15 protein-coding genes, 1 tRNA gene and 1 pseudogene are annotated in these 17128 nt (G+C 55.4%); 8 read left to right on the plus strand and 9 right to left on the minus strand.

Annotated features, from left to right (window positions below):
• Positions 1-13: 13 nt before the first annotated feature.
• The 6 genes from ASC85_RS04545 to queA all read right to left on the minus strand — a co-directional run bounded on the left by ASC85_RS04545 (position 14) and on the right by queA (position 6094).
• Positions 14-562, minus strand: a complete 549-nt coding sequence (locus ASC85_RS04545) for a glycine zipper 2TM domain-containing protein (RefSeq protein WP_014336691.1) — start codon at positions 560-562, stop codon at positions 14-16.
• A 117-nt stretch (positions 563-679) separates the two neighbouring features.
• Positions 680-1594: a protein translocase subunit SecF gene (gene secF, locus ASC85_RS04550; protein ID WP_057448424.1), complete on the minus strand. Its 915-nt coding sequence runs from the start codon at positions 1592-1594 to the stop codon at positions 680-682.
• A gap of 9 nt (positions 1595-1603) precedes the next feature.
• A complete protein-coding gene (secD, locus tag ASC85_RS04555) occupies positions 1604-3472 on the minus strand; it encodes a protein translocase subunit SecD (RefSeq protein WP_057448425.1) in 1869 nt (622 codons plus the stop codon).
• 63 nt (positions 3473-3535) lie between these two features.
• On the minus strand, positions 3536-3871 hold the full coding sequence (gene yajC / locus ASC85_RS04560) for a preprotein translocase subunit YajC (RefSeq protein ID WP_007982729.1): 336 nt from the start codon (positions 3869-3871) through the stop codon (positions 3536-3538).
• 43 nt (positions 3872-3914) lie between these two features.
• Positions 3915-5030 (minus strand): tRNA guanosine(34) transglycosylase Tgt, encoded by a 1116-nt coding sequence (tgt, locus tag ASC85_RS04565; RefSeq protein WP_162254865.1) that lies wholly within the window; start codon positions 5028-5030, stop codon positions 3915-3917.
• 14 nt (positions 5031-5044) lie between these two features.
• A complete protein-coding gene (gene queA, locus ASC85_RS04570; protein ID WP_018607457.1) occupies positions 5045-6094 on the minus strand; it encodes a tRNA preQ1(34) S-adenosylmethionine ribosyltransferase-isomerase QueA in 1050 nt (349 codons plus the stop codon).
• Between the two features lie 108 nt (positions 6095-6202).
• Here queA and ASC85_RS04575 point away from each other — a divergent pair.
• From ASC85_RS04575 to ASC85_RS04595, 5 genes are all read left to right on the plus strand, one after another.
• Positions 6203-6287, plus strand: a tRNA-Leu gene (locus ASC85_RS04575).
• Positions 6288-6684: 397 nt separating this feature from the next.
• Positions 6685-7014: a hypothetical protein gene (locus ASC85_RS04580; protein WP_057448427.1), complete on the plus strand. Its 330-nt coding sequence runs from the start codon at positions 6685-6687 to the stop codon at positions 7012-7014.
• A gap of 64 nt (positions 7015-7078) precedes the next feature.
• Entirely contained in the window at positions 7079-7366 is a 288-nt protein-coding gene (locus tag ASC85_RS04585) for a barstar family protein (protein ID WP_057448428.1), read from the plus strand.
• 208 nt (positions 7367-7574) lie between these two features.
• The gene (locus tag ASC85_RS04590) at positions 7575-8585 is read left to right on the plus strand and encodes a hypothetical protein (protein WP_057448429.1); all 1011 of its coding nucleotides are present in this window, start codon (positions 7575-7577) and stop codon (positions 8583-8585) included.
• Between the two features lie 78 nt (positions 8586-8663).
• The gene (locus ASC85_RS04595) at positions 8664-9566 is read left to right on the plus strand and encodes a bacteriophage abortive infection AbiH family protein (RefSeq protein ID WP_057448442.1); all 903 of its coding nucleotides are present in this window, start codon (positions 8664-8666) and stop codon (positions 9564-9566) included.
• A 136-nt stretch (positions 9567-9702) separates the two neighbouring features.
• Here the strand turns inward: ASC85_RS04595 and ASC85_RS04600 are convergent, their stop codons facing one another.
• From ASC85_RS04600 to ASC85_RS04610, 3 genes are all read right to left on the minus strand, one after another.
• The gene (locus ASC85_RS04600) at positions 9703-10617 is read right to left on the minus strand and encodes a restriction endonuclease (protein ID WP_162254863.1); all 915 of its coding nucleotides are present in this window, start codon (positions 10615-10617) and stop codon (positions 9703-9705) included.
• A 322-nt stretch (positions 10618-10939) separates the two neighbouring features.
• The gene (locus ASC85_RS04605; RefSeq protein ID WP_057448430.1) at positions 10940-13042 is read right to left on the minus strand and encodes an ATP-binding protein; all 2103 of its coding nucleotides are present in this window, start codon (positions 13040-13042) and stop codon (positions 10940-10942) included.
• Positions 13039-14415: an SIR2 family protein gene (locus tag ASC85_RS04610; protein ID WP_082534315.1), complete on the minus strand. Its 1377-nt coding sequence runs from the start codon at positions 14413-14415 to the stop codon at positions 13039-13041. Before ASC85_RS04610 ends, ASC85_RS04605 begins: the two co-directional genes overlap by 4 nt.
• A gap of 227 nt (positions 14416-14642) precedes the next feature.
• Between ASC85_RS04610 and tnpA the strand changes: the two genes are divergently transcribed.
• The 3 genes and pseudogenes from tnpA (at position 14643) to tnpC (ending at position 16956) form a co-directional block, all read left to right on the plus strand.
• Positions 14643-14975 carry an IS66-like element accessory protein TnpA gene (gene tnpA, locus ASC85_RS04615; protein ID WP_057448432.1) on the plus strand — a complete coding sequence of 111 codons (333 nt, stop codon included), beginning with the start codon at positions 14643-14645 and terminating at the stop codon, positions 14973-14975.
• The gene (gene tnpB / locus ASC85_RS04620) at positions 14972-15307 is read left to right on the plus strand and encodes an IS66 family insertion sequence element accessory protein TnpB (RefSeq protein ID WP_057448433.1); all 336 of its coding nucleotides are present in this window, start codon (positions 14972-14974) and stop codon (positions 15305-15307) included. Before tnpA ends, tnpB begins: the two co-directional genes overlap by 4 nt.
• A gap of 81 nt (positions 15308-15388) precedes the next feature.
• Positions 15389-16956, plus strand: a pseudogene (gene tnpC, locus ASC85_RS04625) (IS66 family transposase).
• Positions 16957-17128: the final 172 nt, after the last annotated feature.

Genomic DNA, 17128 nt, shown 5'->3' on the forward strand with positions numbered 1-17128 from the left:
CATAGCGGCTGGATCACTGAGCCGGTTCGTTCTGGCCCAGGATCAGTTGGCCTTCCTTGCTCACCGGGATCTGGTTGCCCGGGTCGCGGTCCATGCGGACTTTGCCTTCTTTGCCGTCGAGCATGTAGCGAACGTCGTAGCCTACAACCTTGTCGCTGATGTCATTGACCGTGTTGCAGCGAGTCTGGGTGGTAGTGTAGGTGTCGCGTTCCTGCATGCCTTCCTGAATCTTGTTACCGGCATAACCACCACCGGCCGCACCCGCCACGGTGGCGATTTTCTTACCGGTGCCGCCGCCGATCTGGTTGCCCAACAGGCCACCGGCTACGGCGCCCAGGACGGTACCGGCGATCTGGTGCTGGTCCTGGACTGGCTTCTGCCGAGTCACGGTGACGTCCTTGCACACTTCACGCGGGGTCTTGATTTGGGTCTTGACCGGCTCCACGGCCAATACTTGCGCATACTCAGGGCCACTTTTTACCAAGCTGTAGGTGGCGACTGCACCACCGGCCGTTACACCGACAGCACCCAATACCGCACCAACCAGCATCGATTTGTTCACTTGAACCTCCTGACCATCACAAGCGGATTAATCCGCGCTTCTCCCAGCCTTGGAGCACAAAAAAAGGCGCGAGTTCAACTCGCGCCTTTTCAGTGGTGACGGGTGGAAACCGGAGCCTTACGGGCGGTCGTCCACTTCCGTTTCAGTAGCAGCCGGAGGAATCAGGTCCTCGGTGCTCAGGTTCAGCCAGATCAGCACCACGTTGGCGATGTAGATCGACGAGTACGTACCCGCCAGCACGCCGATGAACAGCGCGATGGAGAAACCGAACAGGTTGTCGCCACCAAAGATCAGCAGCGCAGCAATCGCCAGCAAGGTGGAGATCGACGTCGCCATGGTCCGCAGCAGGGTCTGGGTGGTCGAGATGTTGATGTTCTCGATCAAGGACGCCTTGCGCAGCACACGGAAGTTCTCACGCACCCGGTCGAACACCACGATGGTGTCGTTGAGCGAGTAACCGATGATCGCCAACACCGCCGCCAGCACCGTCAGGTCGAAGGTGATCTGGAAGAACGACAGAATGCCCACGGTCACGATCACGTCGTGGATCAGCGAGACAATCGCGCCCACCGCGAACTTCCACTGAAAGCGGAAGGCCAGGTAGATCAGGATGCCGCCCAGTGCCATGAGCATGCCGAGGCCGCCCTGGTCGCGCAGCTCTTCACCCACTTGCGGGCCGACGAACTCGACGCGCTTGACCTGGGCCGGGTTGTCGCCGCCGGCCTTCTGCAAGGCCTCGGCCACCTGGTGGCCCAGTTGCGGGTCTTCACCCGGCATGCGCACCAGCAGGTCGGTGGTCGCACCGAAGCTCTGCACGATGGCATCGCTGTAGCCCGAGGTCGCCAGTTGCTCACGCACCTTGGTGACGTCGGCCGGACGCTCGTAGGTCAGCTCGATGAGCGTACCGCCGGTGAAGTCCAGGCCGTAGTTCAGGCCCTTGGTGCCCCAGCTGAACAACGCCAGCAAGGTCAGGAACAATGTGACGCCGAACGCAACGTTGCGAACGCCCATGAAGTTGATTGTACGTAACATGGCAGCCCCTTAAATCCACAACTTCTTGAAGTCACGACCGCCAAAGATCAGGTTGACCATTGCGCGGGTCACCATGATGGCTGTGAACATCGAGGTAAAGATCCCGAGGGACATGGTCACTGCGAAGCCCTTGACCGGGCCGGTGCCCATGGCGAAGAGAATCCCGCCCACCAGCAACGTGGTCAGGTTGGCGTCGAGGATCGCGGTGAATGCCCGGCCGAAGCCTTCGTTGATTGCCCGCTGGACAGACATGCCCGCGGCGATCTCTTCACGTATCCGCGAGAAGATCAGCACGTTGGCGTCCACCGCCATACCCATGGTCAATACGATACCGGCGATACCCGGCAGGGTCAGCGTGGCCCCCAGCAGCGACATCAGGGCCAGCAGCAGCACCATGTTCACCGCCAGCGCGACGGTGGCGATGATGCCGAAGAAGCGGTAGATGGCGATGATGAACAGCGACACGAACAGCATGCCCCACAGCGAAGCATCGATACCCTTGGTGATGTTGTCGGCACCCAGGCTCGGGCCAATGGTGCGCTCTTCCGCGAAGTACATTGGCGCGGCCAGACCACCGGCACGCAGCAGCAGGGCCAGTTCCGAGGATTCACCCTGGCCATTGAGGCCGGTGATGCGGAACTGGCTGCCCAGTGGCGACTGGATGGTCGCCAGGCTGATGATCTTCTTCTCTTCCTTGAAGGTCTGAACCGGTACGTCTTTCTCGACGCCGTTGACCACTTGCTTGGTGTAGGTGGTGGTCGGCTTCTGCTCGATGAAAATCACCGCCATGCTGCGACCGACGTTGCTGCGCGTAGCGCGGCTCATCAGTTCGCCACCGTGACCGTCCAGGCGAATGTTCACCTGTGGACGACCCTGCTCGTCGAAGCCCGCCTGGGCGTCGGTCACCTGGTCACCGGTGATGATCAAGCCACGCTCGATCTGCGCCGCCGGACGACCGCCCTCGCGGAACTCGAAGCTCTCGGAAGTGGCCTTGGAAGCACCCGCCTCAGCGGCCAGGCGGAACTCCAGGTTGGCGGTCTTGCCGAGGATACGCTTGGCTTCGGCAGTGTCCTGCACGCCTGGCAGCTCAACCACGATGCGGTTGGCGCCCTGGCGCTGCACGATCGGCTCGGCCACACCCAGCTCGTTGACGCGGTTACGCACCGTGGTCAAGTTCTGCTTGATGGAGTATTCGCGGATTTCCGCCAGCTTGGCCGGGGTCATCGCCAGACGCAGCACCGCCTGACCATTGAGGTCGGCCGGTACAATGTCGAAATCGTTGAAGTTCTTGCGGATCAGCGCACGGGCCTGCTCGCGGGTATCTTCATCGCTGAAGCCCAGCTGAATGGCACCGTCGAGTTGCGGCAGGCTGCGATAACGCACGCGCTCTTTGCGCAGCAAGCTCTTGACGTCGCCTTCGTAGACTTTCATCCGCGCGTCGAGGGCTTTTTCCATGTCCACTTCCAACAGGAAGTGCACACCGCCGGACAAGTCCAGGCCCAGCTTCATCGGATGCGCGCCGAGTTTGCGCAGCCATTGCGGAGTGGTCTGGGCCAGGTTCAGGGCCACAACGTAATCGTCGCCCAACGCCTTGCGCACCACGTCCTTGGCTGGCAGCTGGTCTTCAGCCTTGACCAGGCGCAACAGGCCGCCCTTGCCGTTTTCGGCGATGGACGCAGCCTTGACGTCGATATTGGACGCTTTGAGCGCAGCGCTCGCACGGTCCAGATCGGCCTGGGTGACCTGCAGCGCAGTGCTTGCGCCACTGACCTGAATGGCCGGGTCATCCGGGTATAGATTGGGAGCGGAATAAATCAGACCGACCGCCAGCACCGCCAGGATCAGTACATATTTCCACAGAGGGTATTTGTTCAGCATCACGCCGCCCGCTTATGACGCGGGGCGCCTTGCGCGCCCCGTCGATTGAATAGAAGTTGTTACTTAGATCGCTTTCAGCGTGCCTTTTGGCAGCGTGGCCGCGATAGCGCCCTTCTGAAACTTCATTTCAACAGTGTCGGACACTTCCAGTACCACGAAGTCATCAGCCACTTTAGTGATCTTGCCAGCGATACCGCCGGTGGTGACCACTTCATCACCTTTCTGCAGGCTGCTGAGCAGGTTCTTCTGCTCTTTGGCGCGCTTGGCCTGTGGACGCCAGATCATCAGGTAGAAGATGACCAGGAAGCCGACCAGGAAAATCCACTCGAAACCACCGCCCATAGGGCCGGCAGCAGGTGCAGCCGCGTCAGCCATGGCATTAGAGATAAAAAAGCTCATTTAGCACTCCAGTTGCAAGTATTGAATCTAGGGATCGGAAAACTCAGTCCAAAGGCGGTACAGGCAACCCGCGCTTGGCATAGAAGGCCTCGACAAAGGCGGCCAATGTACCCTGTTGGATAGCCTCGCGCAAACCAGCCATAAGCACCTGATAATGGCGCAAATTGTGGATGGTATTGAGCATACTGCCGAGCATTTCGCCGCACTTGTCCAAATGATGCAGATAAGCGCGAGAGAAGTTCTGGCAGGTGTAGCAATCGCACGTCGGATCCAGCGGCGAATTATCATGGCGATGAAACGCGTTACGGATCTTCAGCACACCAGTGTCGATGAACAGATGCCCATTGCGGGCATTACGGGTTGGCATCACGCAATCGAACATGTCCACACCGCGGCGCACACCCTCAACCAGATCTTCCGGTTTGCCAACGCCCATAAGGTAACGAGGTTTGTCAGCGGGCATTTCGCCCGGCAGGTAATCGAGCACCTTGATCATCTCGTGCTTGGGCTCGCCCACCGACAGGCCGCCAATCGCCAGGCCGTCGAAGCCGATCTTGTCCAGGCCTTCGAGCGAGCGCATGCGCAGGTCGCGGTGCATGCCGCCCTGGACGATGCCGAACAGCGCGGCGGTGTTGTCGCCATGGGCGTTCTTCGAGCGCTGGGCCCAGCGCAACGACAGCTCCATGGACACCCGCGCCACGTCTTCATCGGCCGGGTACGGCGTGCATTCGTCGAAGATCATCACGATGTCCGAGCCCAGGTCGCGTTGCACCTGCATCGACTCTTCCGGCCCCATGAATACCTTGGCGCCATCGACCGGAGAAGCGAAGGTCACGCCCTCCTCCTTGATCTTGCGCATCGCACCGAGGCTGAACACCTGGAAGCCGCCGGAGTCGGTCAGGATCGGGCCTTTCCACTGCATGAAATCGTGCAGGTCGCCGTGGGCCTTGATCACTTCCATGCCCGGGCGCAGCCACAGGTGGAAGGTATTACCGAGGATGATTTCCGCGCCAATCGCCTCGATGTCACGCGGCAGCATGCCCTTGACCGTGCCGTAGGTGCCCACCGGCATGAACGCGGGGGTTTCCACGGTACCGCGGGGGAAGGTCAGACGACCGCGACGAGCCTTGCCATCGGTGGCGAGCAACTCGAAGGACATGCGACAGGTGCGACTCATACTGTTTCCTCGGGTCCGCGTGGCGCGGGGTTACGGGTGATGAACATCGCATCACCGTAGCTGAAAAAGCGGTATCCATGCTCGACGGCGGCCTTGTAGGCGGCCATGGCTTCGGGATAACCGGCGAACGCCGAAACCAGCATCAACAGCGTGGATTCAGGCAAATGAAAGTTGGTGACCAGGGCATCGACCACATGAAACGGCCGGCCCGGGTAGATAAAGATATCGGTGTCGCCACTGAACGGCTTGAGCACGCCATCGCGGGCTGCGCTTTCCAGGGAGCGCACGCTGGTGGTCCCCACCGCCACCACCCGACCACCGCGCGCGCGACAGGCCGCCACGGCATCGACCACTTCCTGGCTCACTTCCAGCCATTCGTTGTGCATGTGGTGGTCTTCGATACGCTCCACGCGCACCGGCTGGAACGTCCCGGCACCGACGTGCAGCGTCACGAACGCCGTCTCCACGCCCTTGGCGGCAATGGCCTCCAGCAACGGCTGATCAAAATGCAGCCCCGCCGTCGGCGCAGCCACCGCCCCCAGGCGCTCGGCGTACACGGTCTGATAACGCTCGCGGTCCGAACCTTCGTCCGGGCGGTCTATATAAGGAGGCAACGGCATGTGCCCGACACGGTCGAGCAGCGGCAGCACCTCTTCGGCAAATTCCAGCTCGAACAACGCATCATGCCGCGCCACCATCCGCGCCTCACCGCCGCCGTCGATCAGAATCGACGAACCGGGCTTGGGCGACTTGCTCGACCGCACATGGGCCAGCACACGATGACTGTCCAGCACCCGCTCCACCAGAATCTCCAGCTTGCCGCCGGAGGCCTTCTGGCCAAACAAACGCGCCGGAATCACCCGGGTATTGTTGAACACCATCAAATCGCCCGGGCGCAAATGCTCAAGCAAATCAGTGAATTGACGGTGAGCCATGGCACCGCTGACCCCGTCCAGGGTCAACAGTCGACTGGCGCGACGCTCGGCCAGAGGGTGGCGAGCGATCAGCGAATCCGGGAGTTCGAAGGTAAAGTCAGCAACACGCATGATGGGGTTCGTCTAGCAGGGCCGGAAAGTCTAGCGGAAATATCAAAAATTCACCATGAAACGTGATTGACCAACGGTAGGCACCTCTCTATACTTCGCCGCCATTGAGCCCTGATGGCGGAATTGGTAGACGCGGCGGATTCAAAATCCGTTTTCGAAAGGAGTGGGAGTTCGAGTCTCCCTCGGGGCACCATCTTAAAGAAAGACCTTGAAATTCAAGGTCTTTTTTTTCGTCTGTAGGAAAGTGGTTTTCTGCGGCTAATGCAGGGCTCAGCCAATTCCCCACCCGCGTTTGTGGTGAGAGGATTTATCCCCGCTCCCCTGTGTGGTGAAGGGATTTATTCCCCCTTTGTGGCGAGGGGATTTATCCCCGCTGGGCCGCGAAGCGGACCCCATAGCCAACCCCATGGAGAGGAAGAACCTGTGGTAGCGGAAGATCCTGTGGCAGGAGAAGAACCTGTGGCGAGGGAGCTTGCTCCCGCTTGAGCGCGAAGCGCTCACAAAAAAGTCACCACCCTCACCAATACCCCGAGCTGCCAAATCCAAGACATAACCCACCCTCCCCACCCAGTCACTAAGGATTTCCCCCCATGGAATTGCTGCTGGAAACGGTCGCTCTTTACTCCCTCAAGCTGGCTTATGAGACAGAGGGTCACAGCCCGATTCTGCGGGATGATCCATTGATGGGCAGTTGCGACCGTGAGGTTTTTGAGTTGTTGATACGGCGGGGCGATGTGGCTGGGATTCAGGGTGAGATTGGTCGATGCCTGGATTTAGCGTTGGGAGCGATTGGCGGGATGGATACGGTGCTGGGCCGAGAGCTGCATCGTTTAGCTGCGGATTTCAGCGCTGTGCAGAAGATGGACGACCTTCACGCTCCGCTCATCGCGCTTAACGGTTATGTGAAAGATATTCTATAAACCGCAGCGCTCGTTCCGTTGAGTTCCTGATCGCAGACCGTTAAACGCTATTGAGGTTCGAACGATGACCCGCCAACAGTTTGTGCAGATTGATCTAAACGGAGTGATGAGTTCCAATGAACTCCATTCCACCCTGAGAGAGGCGCTCGGCTTCCCCGACTGGTACGGCTGTAACTGGGATGCCTTCTGGGACGCAATTACAGGATTGGTGGAAATGCCCGTGCAACTGAAAATTTCCGGGTGGGATGCGTTGTGCAAACGCTTGCCTAAAGATGCTGAGCTCATGCGAAAGTGCCTTGAAGACCTGAGCCTTGAGTATCCATCGCTCGCGCCAAATGTGGAACTTGACTAAACACGCGAGCGCGGCGACGGCTAGCGGCTTGACACTTCAGGTCATCGATTCAATATCTGAGGAGCCGTAACATCCTACCGTACCACCCAACTATGGAAACGGTTGAAGGGGTAAGCTCCCATTCATCCTTTTGTAAGCGCTCGCTCTCGTGTTGTACAGTTCTGTACCAGCTAGACCATTTTTTGAGAAAGGAAACTCTAGGTTCAGTATGAAGATTTGGGCTTATGCAAAAAATTCGACCGGATTTATCAATCGTGAAGATGGCAGATACAAGCTTTTTTTCATCTGGCAAGCATTGAAGCTAAAGCGTGAGAACTACCAGTATTTCGAGTCGTTAACCTTTTATAGCACTCACTCACGCGAGCATAAGCGCAAGCCGATGGTAACTGTAAAAAACGGGTGGTTCAGATACAAGAATCTCGACAAGGCCTCCAGTGGAAATTCAGATAGCGACGGCGAGTCCATTTCCCATGCTTTCGTTATCGCCGCATTGGCGCAACTCGAAACCATCTATTTTGTTTTTGGCAACCAGATGGTGCCGTTCAAATTCACAAGGCTCGTGGCTGACGAGGCAGAGCTTCGCTTTGGCAATGGGCGCACTTACTACCCTGATCTCTACGGCGAATTCACCGAGGACAACCCCTTCTATAAAAAATGGGGCGGGAAGGTCGCCATTGAGGTTTGGGTGGAACACCAGTGCGAACGTCCAAAAATCGATGATTTCGAGGCGCATTGCGTGCCTATTATTGAGGTCAAGGTGGGGCCAGGTTTGCGCGTCGAGCAGCACATACGTCAGGACGATATTGAAGGGAGTCTTGAAAGACGATTTGCCAAGACAAAAGAGCTACTTTCTGAAAAGGTCTTCGCCAAGATTATTTCTGATCCGGTCAGCACCAAATTTCATCGAGAATTCGCCTCCATGCAGGCTGACAAGCTCAAGACTGCGGAGGCAAATGGTCAACGGGCCTGCGCGCTTCTTGAGCAGAAAATCACTGCGAAAGATGAAGAGCTTAATGTCACGCACAGTAGGCTCGTAAAAGCCCATGGCCTTTGGCAGAAATCGACTGAACAACTCACTGAACTGGAGGGTAAATCTTCCGACATTAAAGCCACTCTGGATCGTAAGGAGCTGGAATTGAAACAAGCTCATGATCAGCTAGTCGCGGAGAAAAAGAAGGGCTTTTGGCAGTGGGTGAAAGGTTGTTTTAACCGCGAGTGATACGGCAAGGAAGGTAGGCTACAGCGAAAGCCTGCAAGTCTCATGATGCGGGTCCTCCAATTTTTCAGGATGTCTTGTATGGATGCAAAGACGCTTTACATCGTCGGCAACGGCTTCGACAGGCAGCATGGGATTCCTTCTGACTACCTAGACTTCAAGGCATTCCTTGAGCTTCATGACGATGACGTTTTTGGATGGGTTGAGGAATTCGTACCAGCAGGGGAAGACTGGGGGCATCTCGAAACTGCTCTGGCTGAATTAGACACAGGTTCCATCATCGAGAGCCTTGAGCATTTCATGCCCTCGTATAGCTCAGATGAGTGGAGTGATTCGGGCCACCATGATTTTCAGTATGAGGTTGAGCGTATCGCTTCCGGCCTGTCATCAAGGCTGCAAACGCTCTTTGCTGAGTGGGTAAGGAATCTGCCCATACCAGACGCCGCGAGCGCACCAGTACGGTTTCGTGGCCTCGATCCGCAAGGCTTTTACCTCACCTTCAACTACACGCCAACCTTGTCGATGGTGTACGGAGTTGATGACAGTCGTGTTCTGCATATCCACGGTAAAGGTGAGGACGAAAATGCGGACCTGATTTTGGGTCATGGGTGGGCACCAAATGAACGCCAGTCGCTGAACCATAGTTCGGATTTAGAAACGCAAGACACCCGGCTAACCGAGGCATTGGATGAGCTGGATAGTTATTTTGAAAAGACCTTCAAACCCTCTCGAAAAATCATTGCTGAAAACGCTGATTTTTTTCAGGGATTGGATTCCGTGGAAGAAATCGTAATTCTTGGCCACGGCCTGTCGAAAGTCGACCAGATGTATTTCAAAGCCATTGTGAATGGGCTCAATAGCCGTGGTGTTGTCTGGACGATTGCCGTCCGGCCTCCTAATTCCTATGAAAAGAATCGGCTCGCCTTGCTCGGTTTTGGTGTGCCATCTGAGCAAGTTTTCTGGAAGCTATGGTCTGATATGTAGTTGAATCAGTTCCTCTGATGGCTTACTTTTGGCTAGGCAAATGGACAAAAAATGACCGAAAAGGGGGACAGATTTATTTTCAACCGAAAGCATCTGTCCCCTTTTAGTCCATTTAGTCATAACTCCCAAGGCACCTTCAGCCGCCGAATGATGAAACTGGCAAAAACGCCTCACCAGTTTGAGAAGCATGGCGACGAACTCTACGAACGACTTCCAAGCAATGCATGCCACCAGTGAGGATGAGGTAAATGTGAGAAGCGTCGAGCAATAGTAAGGTGCTCTTTTTGCCTGACGCCTCGCTCACTGCCACTGAAGAATACCCGGCCATGGATAGGAACAAGCCCATTGTGTTGTCGGCTTTGCTCTCTACTTTTCCGCGAAATACGTCGATATCCGGCCCCCCAGCCTGACTTTTAGTGAATTTCAGCTCGACAAGGTAGGTGGTTCCGTCAACGGTAATTGAGCCGTCAATCTGCCTGCCGCCCGTGTTGTATGGACAGCGATGTTCAATTTCTGCAAAAGCCAGGAAGTCATAGAACCAGTCTTGAAAGGCATACCCGCCGGGTGCCGTTCCCATCTGGGGCGCTAGATCATCGAGTCTTTGCATTAGTGCGGCGAGGCTTCCTAGCTTTCTCTGAGCGACCTCACGTTCTTCCCGCGCTTTAGTCTTTGCCGCTTCGCGTTCTCGTTCCGATCGAATTTCCTCGGATTGACGGGCGATGAGCGTTTTCAACTCAGCAACGGCCTTAGCAGCATCCTGGATTTTTAGATTAGAGTCCTCCCAGTTACGGAGATCAGGGAAGCTAATTTGCTCAGCTAGGAAAGTGGCCATTTCGCCAATAACAGCCTTACCTTTGTCATTTCGCTGCAAAGCAGCGAACGTGCGATCCAAAAAGTCACGCTTACTCTCTTCCGGTGCCCATGTTGCTAAGTGAGATTCTGCAACGTGAGACTGACGGAGAAACTTGCGGAGTGACTCCTTGCGCCAGAAGGATTTAAGAGCAGCCTCATAGGCCAGTTGAACAAGATGAGGGGTAATTTTTATTGCCATCGAGTTTTAACCGCGCAGTGGTAGCAACCGTCCTGAAAGCCAGCTTCCTGAGCCTGACCATTAATGTGCTAGCGCATATTACCTCACGTCCATTCGCTGCTCATATCTCGTCGAGATGCGGCACTGAACCTAATAGAGCTACACGAGATTGATCCGGGAGAATGCCTGCTACTGGCCAAGTGGATGGCCGTTTCTCAGGCTAATGACTGGAACGCCAAGATACCGCTCGCCTGAGAGGCTCTGGGCAATGCCCAAAGCCCAAAGTCTCGACTACGTGACAACCTTCGCGCATTCACATAAGGGATTTGGTCGTATAGCTGGGCTAGAAATCCTCTGGCTCGGGCACATGAGGACGCTGCTGCCAATCATCGGCGATTTTCTTCCAGTCGACATCTCGCTCCACTTTAACCTCTCCGCCTGCATCGATGCGTTTACCTGACCAAACTGCCCAAAAATCGGGATCGTCAGATTTTGGTCGATGAGAATCGGGAAGGGAGTTCATTTGAACGAGAACCGGTAACTCCGATGCCCAGCCCAGCAAAATGGCATGTCGTGAGGGAAGTGAGGGCAAATCGCGCAGTAGTCCTCTGAGATTATCTGGGACGAGTCGATGAACAAGTTCTTGATCCCGATCATTGCTGATTCGGTGCAACAGATAACTATTGCATTGAGATAGTACCGTGGGCGATAGCTCGCTGGGGCGCTGCGATGAAAGGACTAAGCCCAGCCCAAATTTGCGCCCTTCTCGTGCGATTTTTTCAAAAACCTGACAGCAGATAGTTGCAGAGCTTTGATTTTCGGCGCTCTCCGGGTAGCGTTTTATGAATGTGTGGGCCTCTTCCATTACAAGAACGGTCGGCAGCGTCTTGCCATCATTGAGTTTTCGGTATCGTTGCAAAGCTTCCAATGTCATGCGCGCTATCACGGCGGTGATGATATGGATAACCTCTGCCGGCACCAGGGACAGGTCGATTACCGTAACTGTGCCATTTGACGCTTGATTGTCGCCTATATAGTCAGCCAGCCATCCGTCGAGCGTTACGCCTTCCGTGTCGGCAGTGACTGTTTTCATTCGGCTATCCGACAAGATCGTCCGGATGCGCATTAGCATCGTGTCTACATACTCGGAGACATTGAGCAGTTCTGCATTCGCTTCTACGCTACGCAGGAACTGTTCGCCCGTAAACTCCCGTGGTACGTCGGCATCCATTGGAAGTATATCGGTATCGCTGCCCCCAAAGGCTGTATGGGCAGCTTGAGCGTTGAGTAAGAACAGATCTATTTCCTGCTTCGTGAAATCGTACGAGGGATATTTTCCTGTTCGAGTATTCGCAAATTCGGCGATTTGATCGCTGAGAGCTTGGAGCGTCTGTTGTTCTTTCTGGGAAAAATCCGCGTCCTGCTCCATCCCTTCCTGCCACTTTAGAATCTTCTCAAAGAAATTTTTAGGGTGTGGGAAATTAGCCCAAGGACGACCTGCATTGCGTTCAATTTGAATAATGCTGACAAGAGTGCGGAGAAATCGCCGCATTTCATGGCTACGACTCACGGGGTTCTCGACTGCTCCGTCGCGAACTGATCGTAACGCCTGGATTAAGGTAGGGCGTTGTGCCTTTGCGCTTGCTTGCGTGAAAGCGCTCCATTCGGCAGTGTTCCAAAACCATAGGGGAACTTGGAGCTGTTCTACCCCTGCGCTCGGTTCAACTGCAAAGACTCTTACCTTGCTCAAGTCTCGGAAAGTATTCGCGTATTCTCCATTTGGATCCAAAACAATAAACCTAGCGTTTGGATCAGCCCCGTCCGAAGCCTTCTTAGCAGCTTCTAGTGACCATCTTATCAGACCCGCTACAGAACACGACTTGCCACTGCCGGTATTACCCAGTACAGCAAGATGGCGGCCGAACAGGCGATCTGGATCGATTTTTACTTCCGCGTTAGCAGCTAGCGGACTCGTACCGATCTTTACGTGACGGTTATCGCCGGATTCTACGATGGCACGGAGTTGGATCTGAGTGGGTAATAGGACTGGATCGCCTACAGTAGGGTAAGCATCCACGCCTCTTTTAAAAACGTAGCGTTCATTGCCCTGAAATTGCCTCTCGTATGCAAGACAACCCAACGGATTAAGGCTCATCTTTCTAAGGGGGTAAGGAAGGTCGACTAAGCCGATATCTTGCATGGATGTTCGTTTTGGATATTGGGAACGCTCCACTGTGATCCACTCCACTTGGGCCACAAGATAGCCGTCATCGCTAGGGACCAAGACATAACCATTGATGCGTGGGAATGGTCGAGGGGTGCCAGTGTTAAGGGCGACCGTTCCAGGGGCATCGGCATCTATAAGAACCTTAATTTCTTCGGGAGAGACGAAGTCGATGCTTCCTATTCGTAATGAATCTGCATATGCCTGCGGGGAAAGACTCATACAAGATCCTCCAGGTTGAATTCATCAGCCCCGGAATTAGTACCGCGATTTGGCCTCTGCTCGGTCCCAAAGCGTTGTTTTATAAGATCGCTCATTCGTGACGTTGTCTTGTCAATTGCCGCCTTCGGCAAAAAAGTCTCAGTGAGTGTCTTCAAATCCGATAAGGCCGGACCAATCAGCAGGCTGATCTGCGATGGCCTCCCCATTTCATCATAGGTTTTCATAATTCGACCCAGCGGGTCATCATAGGAAATGATCACCAGATGGGTTGATGGGATTGTGAGCATGTCGCGAATTACGCGGTTTATATGTTCGTCGCCAAAACTGTAGCCGTATGTCACCAACGTGCTATTGGGGCGGCATACAGCCGCCGCGAGATCCCGAAACAGCTCAACGTAGGGATAATCGGATGTCTCTCGATCCTTAGCTGCGTTCGGATAGATCATTATTTTGTGGGAGGTTGCATCGTCTAAGCCTGGAGCTTGAAGGTAAGGTGTTATTTCGTCCGCACCAAACGCTAGCCCAATACGACGTATGTCCTTTCCAGTTTGAACCCAATCTACCGAGCCATGTAGCTTGGTAAAGCGAGCTACGCCCTCTAGATAACGAGGTTCGCCTCGAATTCCTGGGGGGTTATAGTGCATGTCTAGGTCAAGCCGAGATGACCGGAAGATTGGTGTTAGGTTGCCTACAAAACGGTCTAGTAGGTGCAGTCCTGCTAGCTCGGCTCCGGCCTCAATGAGGCGGTCGTAATTCGTCGTAAATATATTAAGCCTGTCGCGTACCCCGGACCTGCTTGCAAAGCTCATTAAGAATGTCACGAGTGTATTGAAGGCTTGCTCGCGTCTCGTTTCGTCTGCGGTTGCTATGCGAGCTTCGGTTTGCAATATCGCATTGGAAAAAACGTTGAGTGTTTCAAGCAGCTCTAGGCGGAGTTTTTGGGCGTCATCAGTTTTCCCCAGGATCTCTAACCCACGTAACAACTCATTCGCGGCACGAAGCTGGTCTTCGAGATTTCCTTTTTTACGGCCCGCTCGTTCACTCGTTTCTTCAGCTGCCTTGCAAATTTCCGCTTGATACCCCGTCAAAGCCACGGCCCCCATACCAGCCGCTCCCTCTCCTGCGGCAAGATAATGGACTGCGTGGGTCAATCCTGAGCCAGCAAGAATAGATAAATGCTCAGATTGAAAGAGAGATGTAAGCCAAGGTTCAATACGGCTGCGCAGCTCCTTCATACCGAAACGGTCGTCAGCAACCCACCCTGGGGGCTCGCATCCATCGAGTGCCAAGGTATATTCACCGTTTTTCAGCGCGCTGAATCTCACCGGACGGTGGTCATCTCTCACTTTAAGTACATTCACGGTCGCGCTCATTTGCCACTCCATGCAAGGGGGTAATTCAAGGTCGCTGCACGACTGTGTCACATGATTGCCCGGGCAGTAGCTAGCGAAGCGACTCACATAAGCTAGCTTATTTTTGTGAAGGGTGGGTCTGAAAGGTATGCGTCCGGCAAACACACCTTCCTGACGCAACCGCCGAAGGCCATGGTGTCCACCTAATTTAAGTGGACACCATTTCTAGCCTTTTAAGCGGGTCTTTCATGCAGTCACAACGCCGTTCCTATTCCAAATCCTTCAAGGCTCAGGTCATTCAAGAGTGCGCCCAGCCAGGGGCCTCGATTGCCAGCGTTGCGCTGAGCCACAGCCTTAACGCAAACCTCGTCCATAAATGGATTCGAGTCCAAACGCAGAAAACCATGGCTCTGCAGCCTGCTTTCATTCCGCTGCCCTTGCAGCTAGCCGGGGTAAATTCGCAAACCGCGTCGTCGGCTATCTGTCTCGAAATCCCGCACCCACGCGGCACCGTCAAAGTGAGCTGGCCGACCGAAAACGTCGCAGCCTGTGCCACCTTTCTTCGAGAGCTGTTGCGATGATCCGCATCGATACCATCTGGCTCGCCACCGAGCCGATGGACATGCGCGCCGGCACCGACACCGCCATGGCCCGCGTGATTTCAGTGTTCGGTGCGGCGCAGCCGCACTGCGCTTATCTGTTCGCCAACCGCCGCGCCACCCGCATGAAAGTCCTGGTGCACGACGGGTTGGGCATCTGGTTGGCGGCGCGTCGACTCCACCAAGGCAAATTCGCTTGGCCTGGCACGCGCCACGGTTCACAAATGGAGCTGAGCGCCGAACAGCTACACGCCTTGATACTGGGCTTGCCATGGCAGAGAGTTGGCCCCGGAAACGCCATTTCCGTCCTCTAAGCCGAATCATGCCCCATCCGGCAGCGCAATTGTCCGATCAGCCTGTCGTCCTGTTTACGCTGATCTGGCAAGATCGGCGGCATGACTTCGATCCCCGACCTTGACCAACTGAACCCCGAACAACTGCGTGCACTCGCGGCGCAGTTGCTGCAAAGCGTCTCGGCGCTCGACGAGCAAGTTGAAACGATGGGCAAGACCGTCCAGGTCATGGACAAGAAGATCCACCACGACAAAACGTTGATCGAAAAACTCAGCCATGAGATCGCCCAGCTCAAGCGTTTCAAGTTCGCCAAACGCAGCGAGCAAATGAACCCAGAACAGGCCAGTTTGCTTGACGATCTGATCGATACCGATATCGCTGCCATTGAAGCGGAACTGGAGTCGCTGCAAGTTACTCCGGCACCCACCCAGGAAAAGCAGAAACCCAAACGTCGCGCCTTGCCGCCTGAGTTTCCCCGCACGCTGATCCATCACGAGCCGGACAACACGGAGTGTGCCTGTGGCTGCGCGCTCAAACGCATCGGTGAAGATGTCAGCGAGAAGCTCGATTACACACATGGAGTGTTCACCGTGGAGCGCCATATCCGTGGCAAGTGGGTCTGCGACAGTTGCGAAACACTGAGCCAGGCCCGGTGCCAGCGCAGGTGATCGACAAGGGCATCCCGACTGCGGGCTTGTTGGCCCACGTCATGATTGCGAAGTTTGCAGACCATCTGCCGCTGTATCGCCAGGAAGCCATGCTTGGCCGCGCCGGCCTGGTTATCCCGCGTTCGACCCTCGCCCAATGGGTTGGCGCCTGTGGCGTGCAGTTGCAGCCACTGGTCGATGCGCTGCGCGAAGTGGTGCTTGAACAGCCGGTCGTTCACGTTGATGAAACGCCGGTGCAAATGCTCATGCCGGGCACCAAGAAAATCCATCGTTCCTACGTTTGGGCTTACGCCACCAGCCCGTTTTGCGAAACCTCGGCTGTCGTTTACGACTTCAGCCTCAGCCGGGCCGGCGAGCATGCGCGTAACTTCCTGCAAGACTGGAAGGGCAAGCTGGTCTGCGATGATTTCGGCGGTTACAAGGCCAGCTTCGAACTCGGCGTGACTGAAATCGGCTGCATGGCCCATGCGCGGCGCAAGCTCTTCGAACTGCATGCGACTCACAAGAGCACGCTGGCTGAGCAAGCCTTGCGTTACATGCAGGCGCTGTACGAGATCGAGGGGGAAATCAAGGATCTGGAACCGGACATACGCCGCCGAATACGGCAAGAAAAGGCGGTACTGGTGATGGATGCGTTGCATGCCTGGATGGTTGCCCAGCGCGACATCGTGCATAACGGTTCGGCCATTGGCAAAGCCTTGGATTACAGCTTGAAACGCTGGACGGCGCTGTCGCGCTACCTCGATGACGGGGCCGTACCTATTGATAATAATTGGTGTGAGAACCAGATACGGCCTTGGGCGCTGGGGCGCAAGAACTGGCTCTTTGCTGGGTCGCTACGCAGCGGCAAACGCGCCGCTGCGATCATGAGTTTGATCCAGTCGGCCCGGAACAATGGGCACGATCCATATGCCTACCTGAAGGATGTGCTGACGCGCCTGCCTACGCAGCGGGCAAGTGAGATTGCAGAGTTGCTGCCGCATAGGTGGCGTCCGGCTTAGTCGTGCAAGACGGTTTGCCCGTACGCTTACCCCATAAACTCTTCAACCACTACTCATCCGACCCCTCATTTGGAAGAACGCAAATAAAATTCATGGGCATCACGTTTATGTGTGCTGCCCTAGCAAATCGTTAAACCACACATACAGCCGAAGAAGCATGACCTTACTGCTA

This window comes from Pseudomonas sp. Root401 (assembly GCF_001425105.1).
GTDB lineage: Bacteria > Pseudomonadota > Gammaproteobacteria > Pseudomonadales > Pseudomonadaceae > Aquipseudomonas > Aquipseudomonas brassicacearum.

What these genes read in the sequence shown, in the direction of transcription:
- secF (WP_057448424.1), bottom strand. Translation starts at nt 1,594, where the DNA reads ATGTTACGTACAATCAACTTCATGGGCGTTCGCAACGTTGCGTTCGGC.
- secD (WP_057448425.1), bottom strand. Translation starts at nt 3,472, where the DNA reads ATGCTGAACAAATACCCTCTGTGGAAATATGTACTGATCCTGGCGGTG.
- yajC (WP_007982729.1), bottom strand. Translation starts at nt 3,871, where the DNA reads ATGAGCTTTTTTATCTCTAATGCCATGGCTGACGCGGCTGCACCTGCT.
- tgt (WP_162254865.1), bottom strand. Translation starts at nt 5,030, where the DNA reads ATGTCCTTCGAGTTGCTCGCCACCGATGGCAAGGCTCGTCGCGGTCGT.
- queA (WP_018607457.1), bottom strand. Translation starts at nt 6,094, where the DNA reads ATGCGTGTTGCTGACTTTACCTTCGAACTCCCGGATTCGCTGATCGCT.
- ASC85_RS04580 (WP_057448427.1), top strand. Translation starts at nt 6,685, where the DNA reads ATGGAATTGCTGCTGGAAACGGTCGCTCTTTACTCCCTCAAGCTGGCT.
- ASC85_RS04585 (WP_057448428.1), top strand. Translation starts at nt 7,079, where the DNA reads ATGACCCGCCAACAGTTTGTGCAGATTGATCTAAACGGAGTGATGAGT.
- ASC85_RS04590 (WP_057448429.1), top strand. Translation starts at nt 7,575, where the DNA reads ATGAAGATTTGGGCTTATGCAAAAAATTCGACCGGATTTATCAATCGT.
- ASC85_RS04595 (WP_057448442.1), top strand. Translation starts at nt 8,664, where the DNA reads ATGGATGCAAAGACGCTTTACATCGTCGGCAACGGCTTCGACAGGCAG.
- ASC85_RS04600 (WP_162254863.1), bottom strand. Translation starts at nt 10,617, where the DNA reads ATGGCAATAAAAATTACCCCTCATCTTGTTCAACTGGCCTATGAGGCT.
- ASC85_RS04605 (WP_057448430.1), bottom strand. Translation starts at nt 13,042, where the DNA reads ATGAGTCTTTCCCCGCAGGCATATGCAGATTCATTACGAATAGGAAGC.
- ASC85_RS04610 (WP_082534315.1), bottom strand. Translation starts at nt 14,415, where the DNA reads ATGAGCGCGACCGTGAATGTACTTAAAGTGAGAGATGACCACCGTCCG.
- tnpA (WP_057448432.1), top strand. Translation starts at nt 14,643, where the DNA reads ATGCAGTCACAACGCCGTTCCTATTCCAAATCCTTCAAGGCTCAGGTC.
- tnpB (WP_057448433.1), top strand. Translation starts at nt 14,972, where the DNA reads ATGATCCGCATCGATACCATCTGGCTCGCCACCGAGCCGATGGACATG.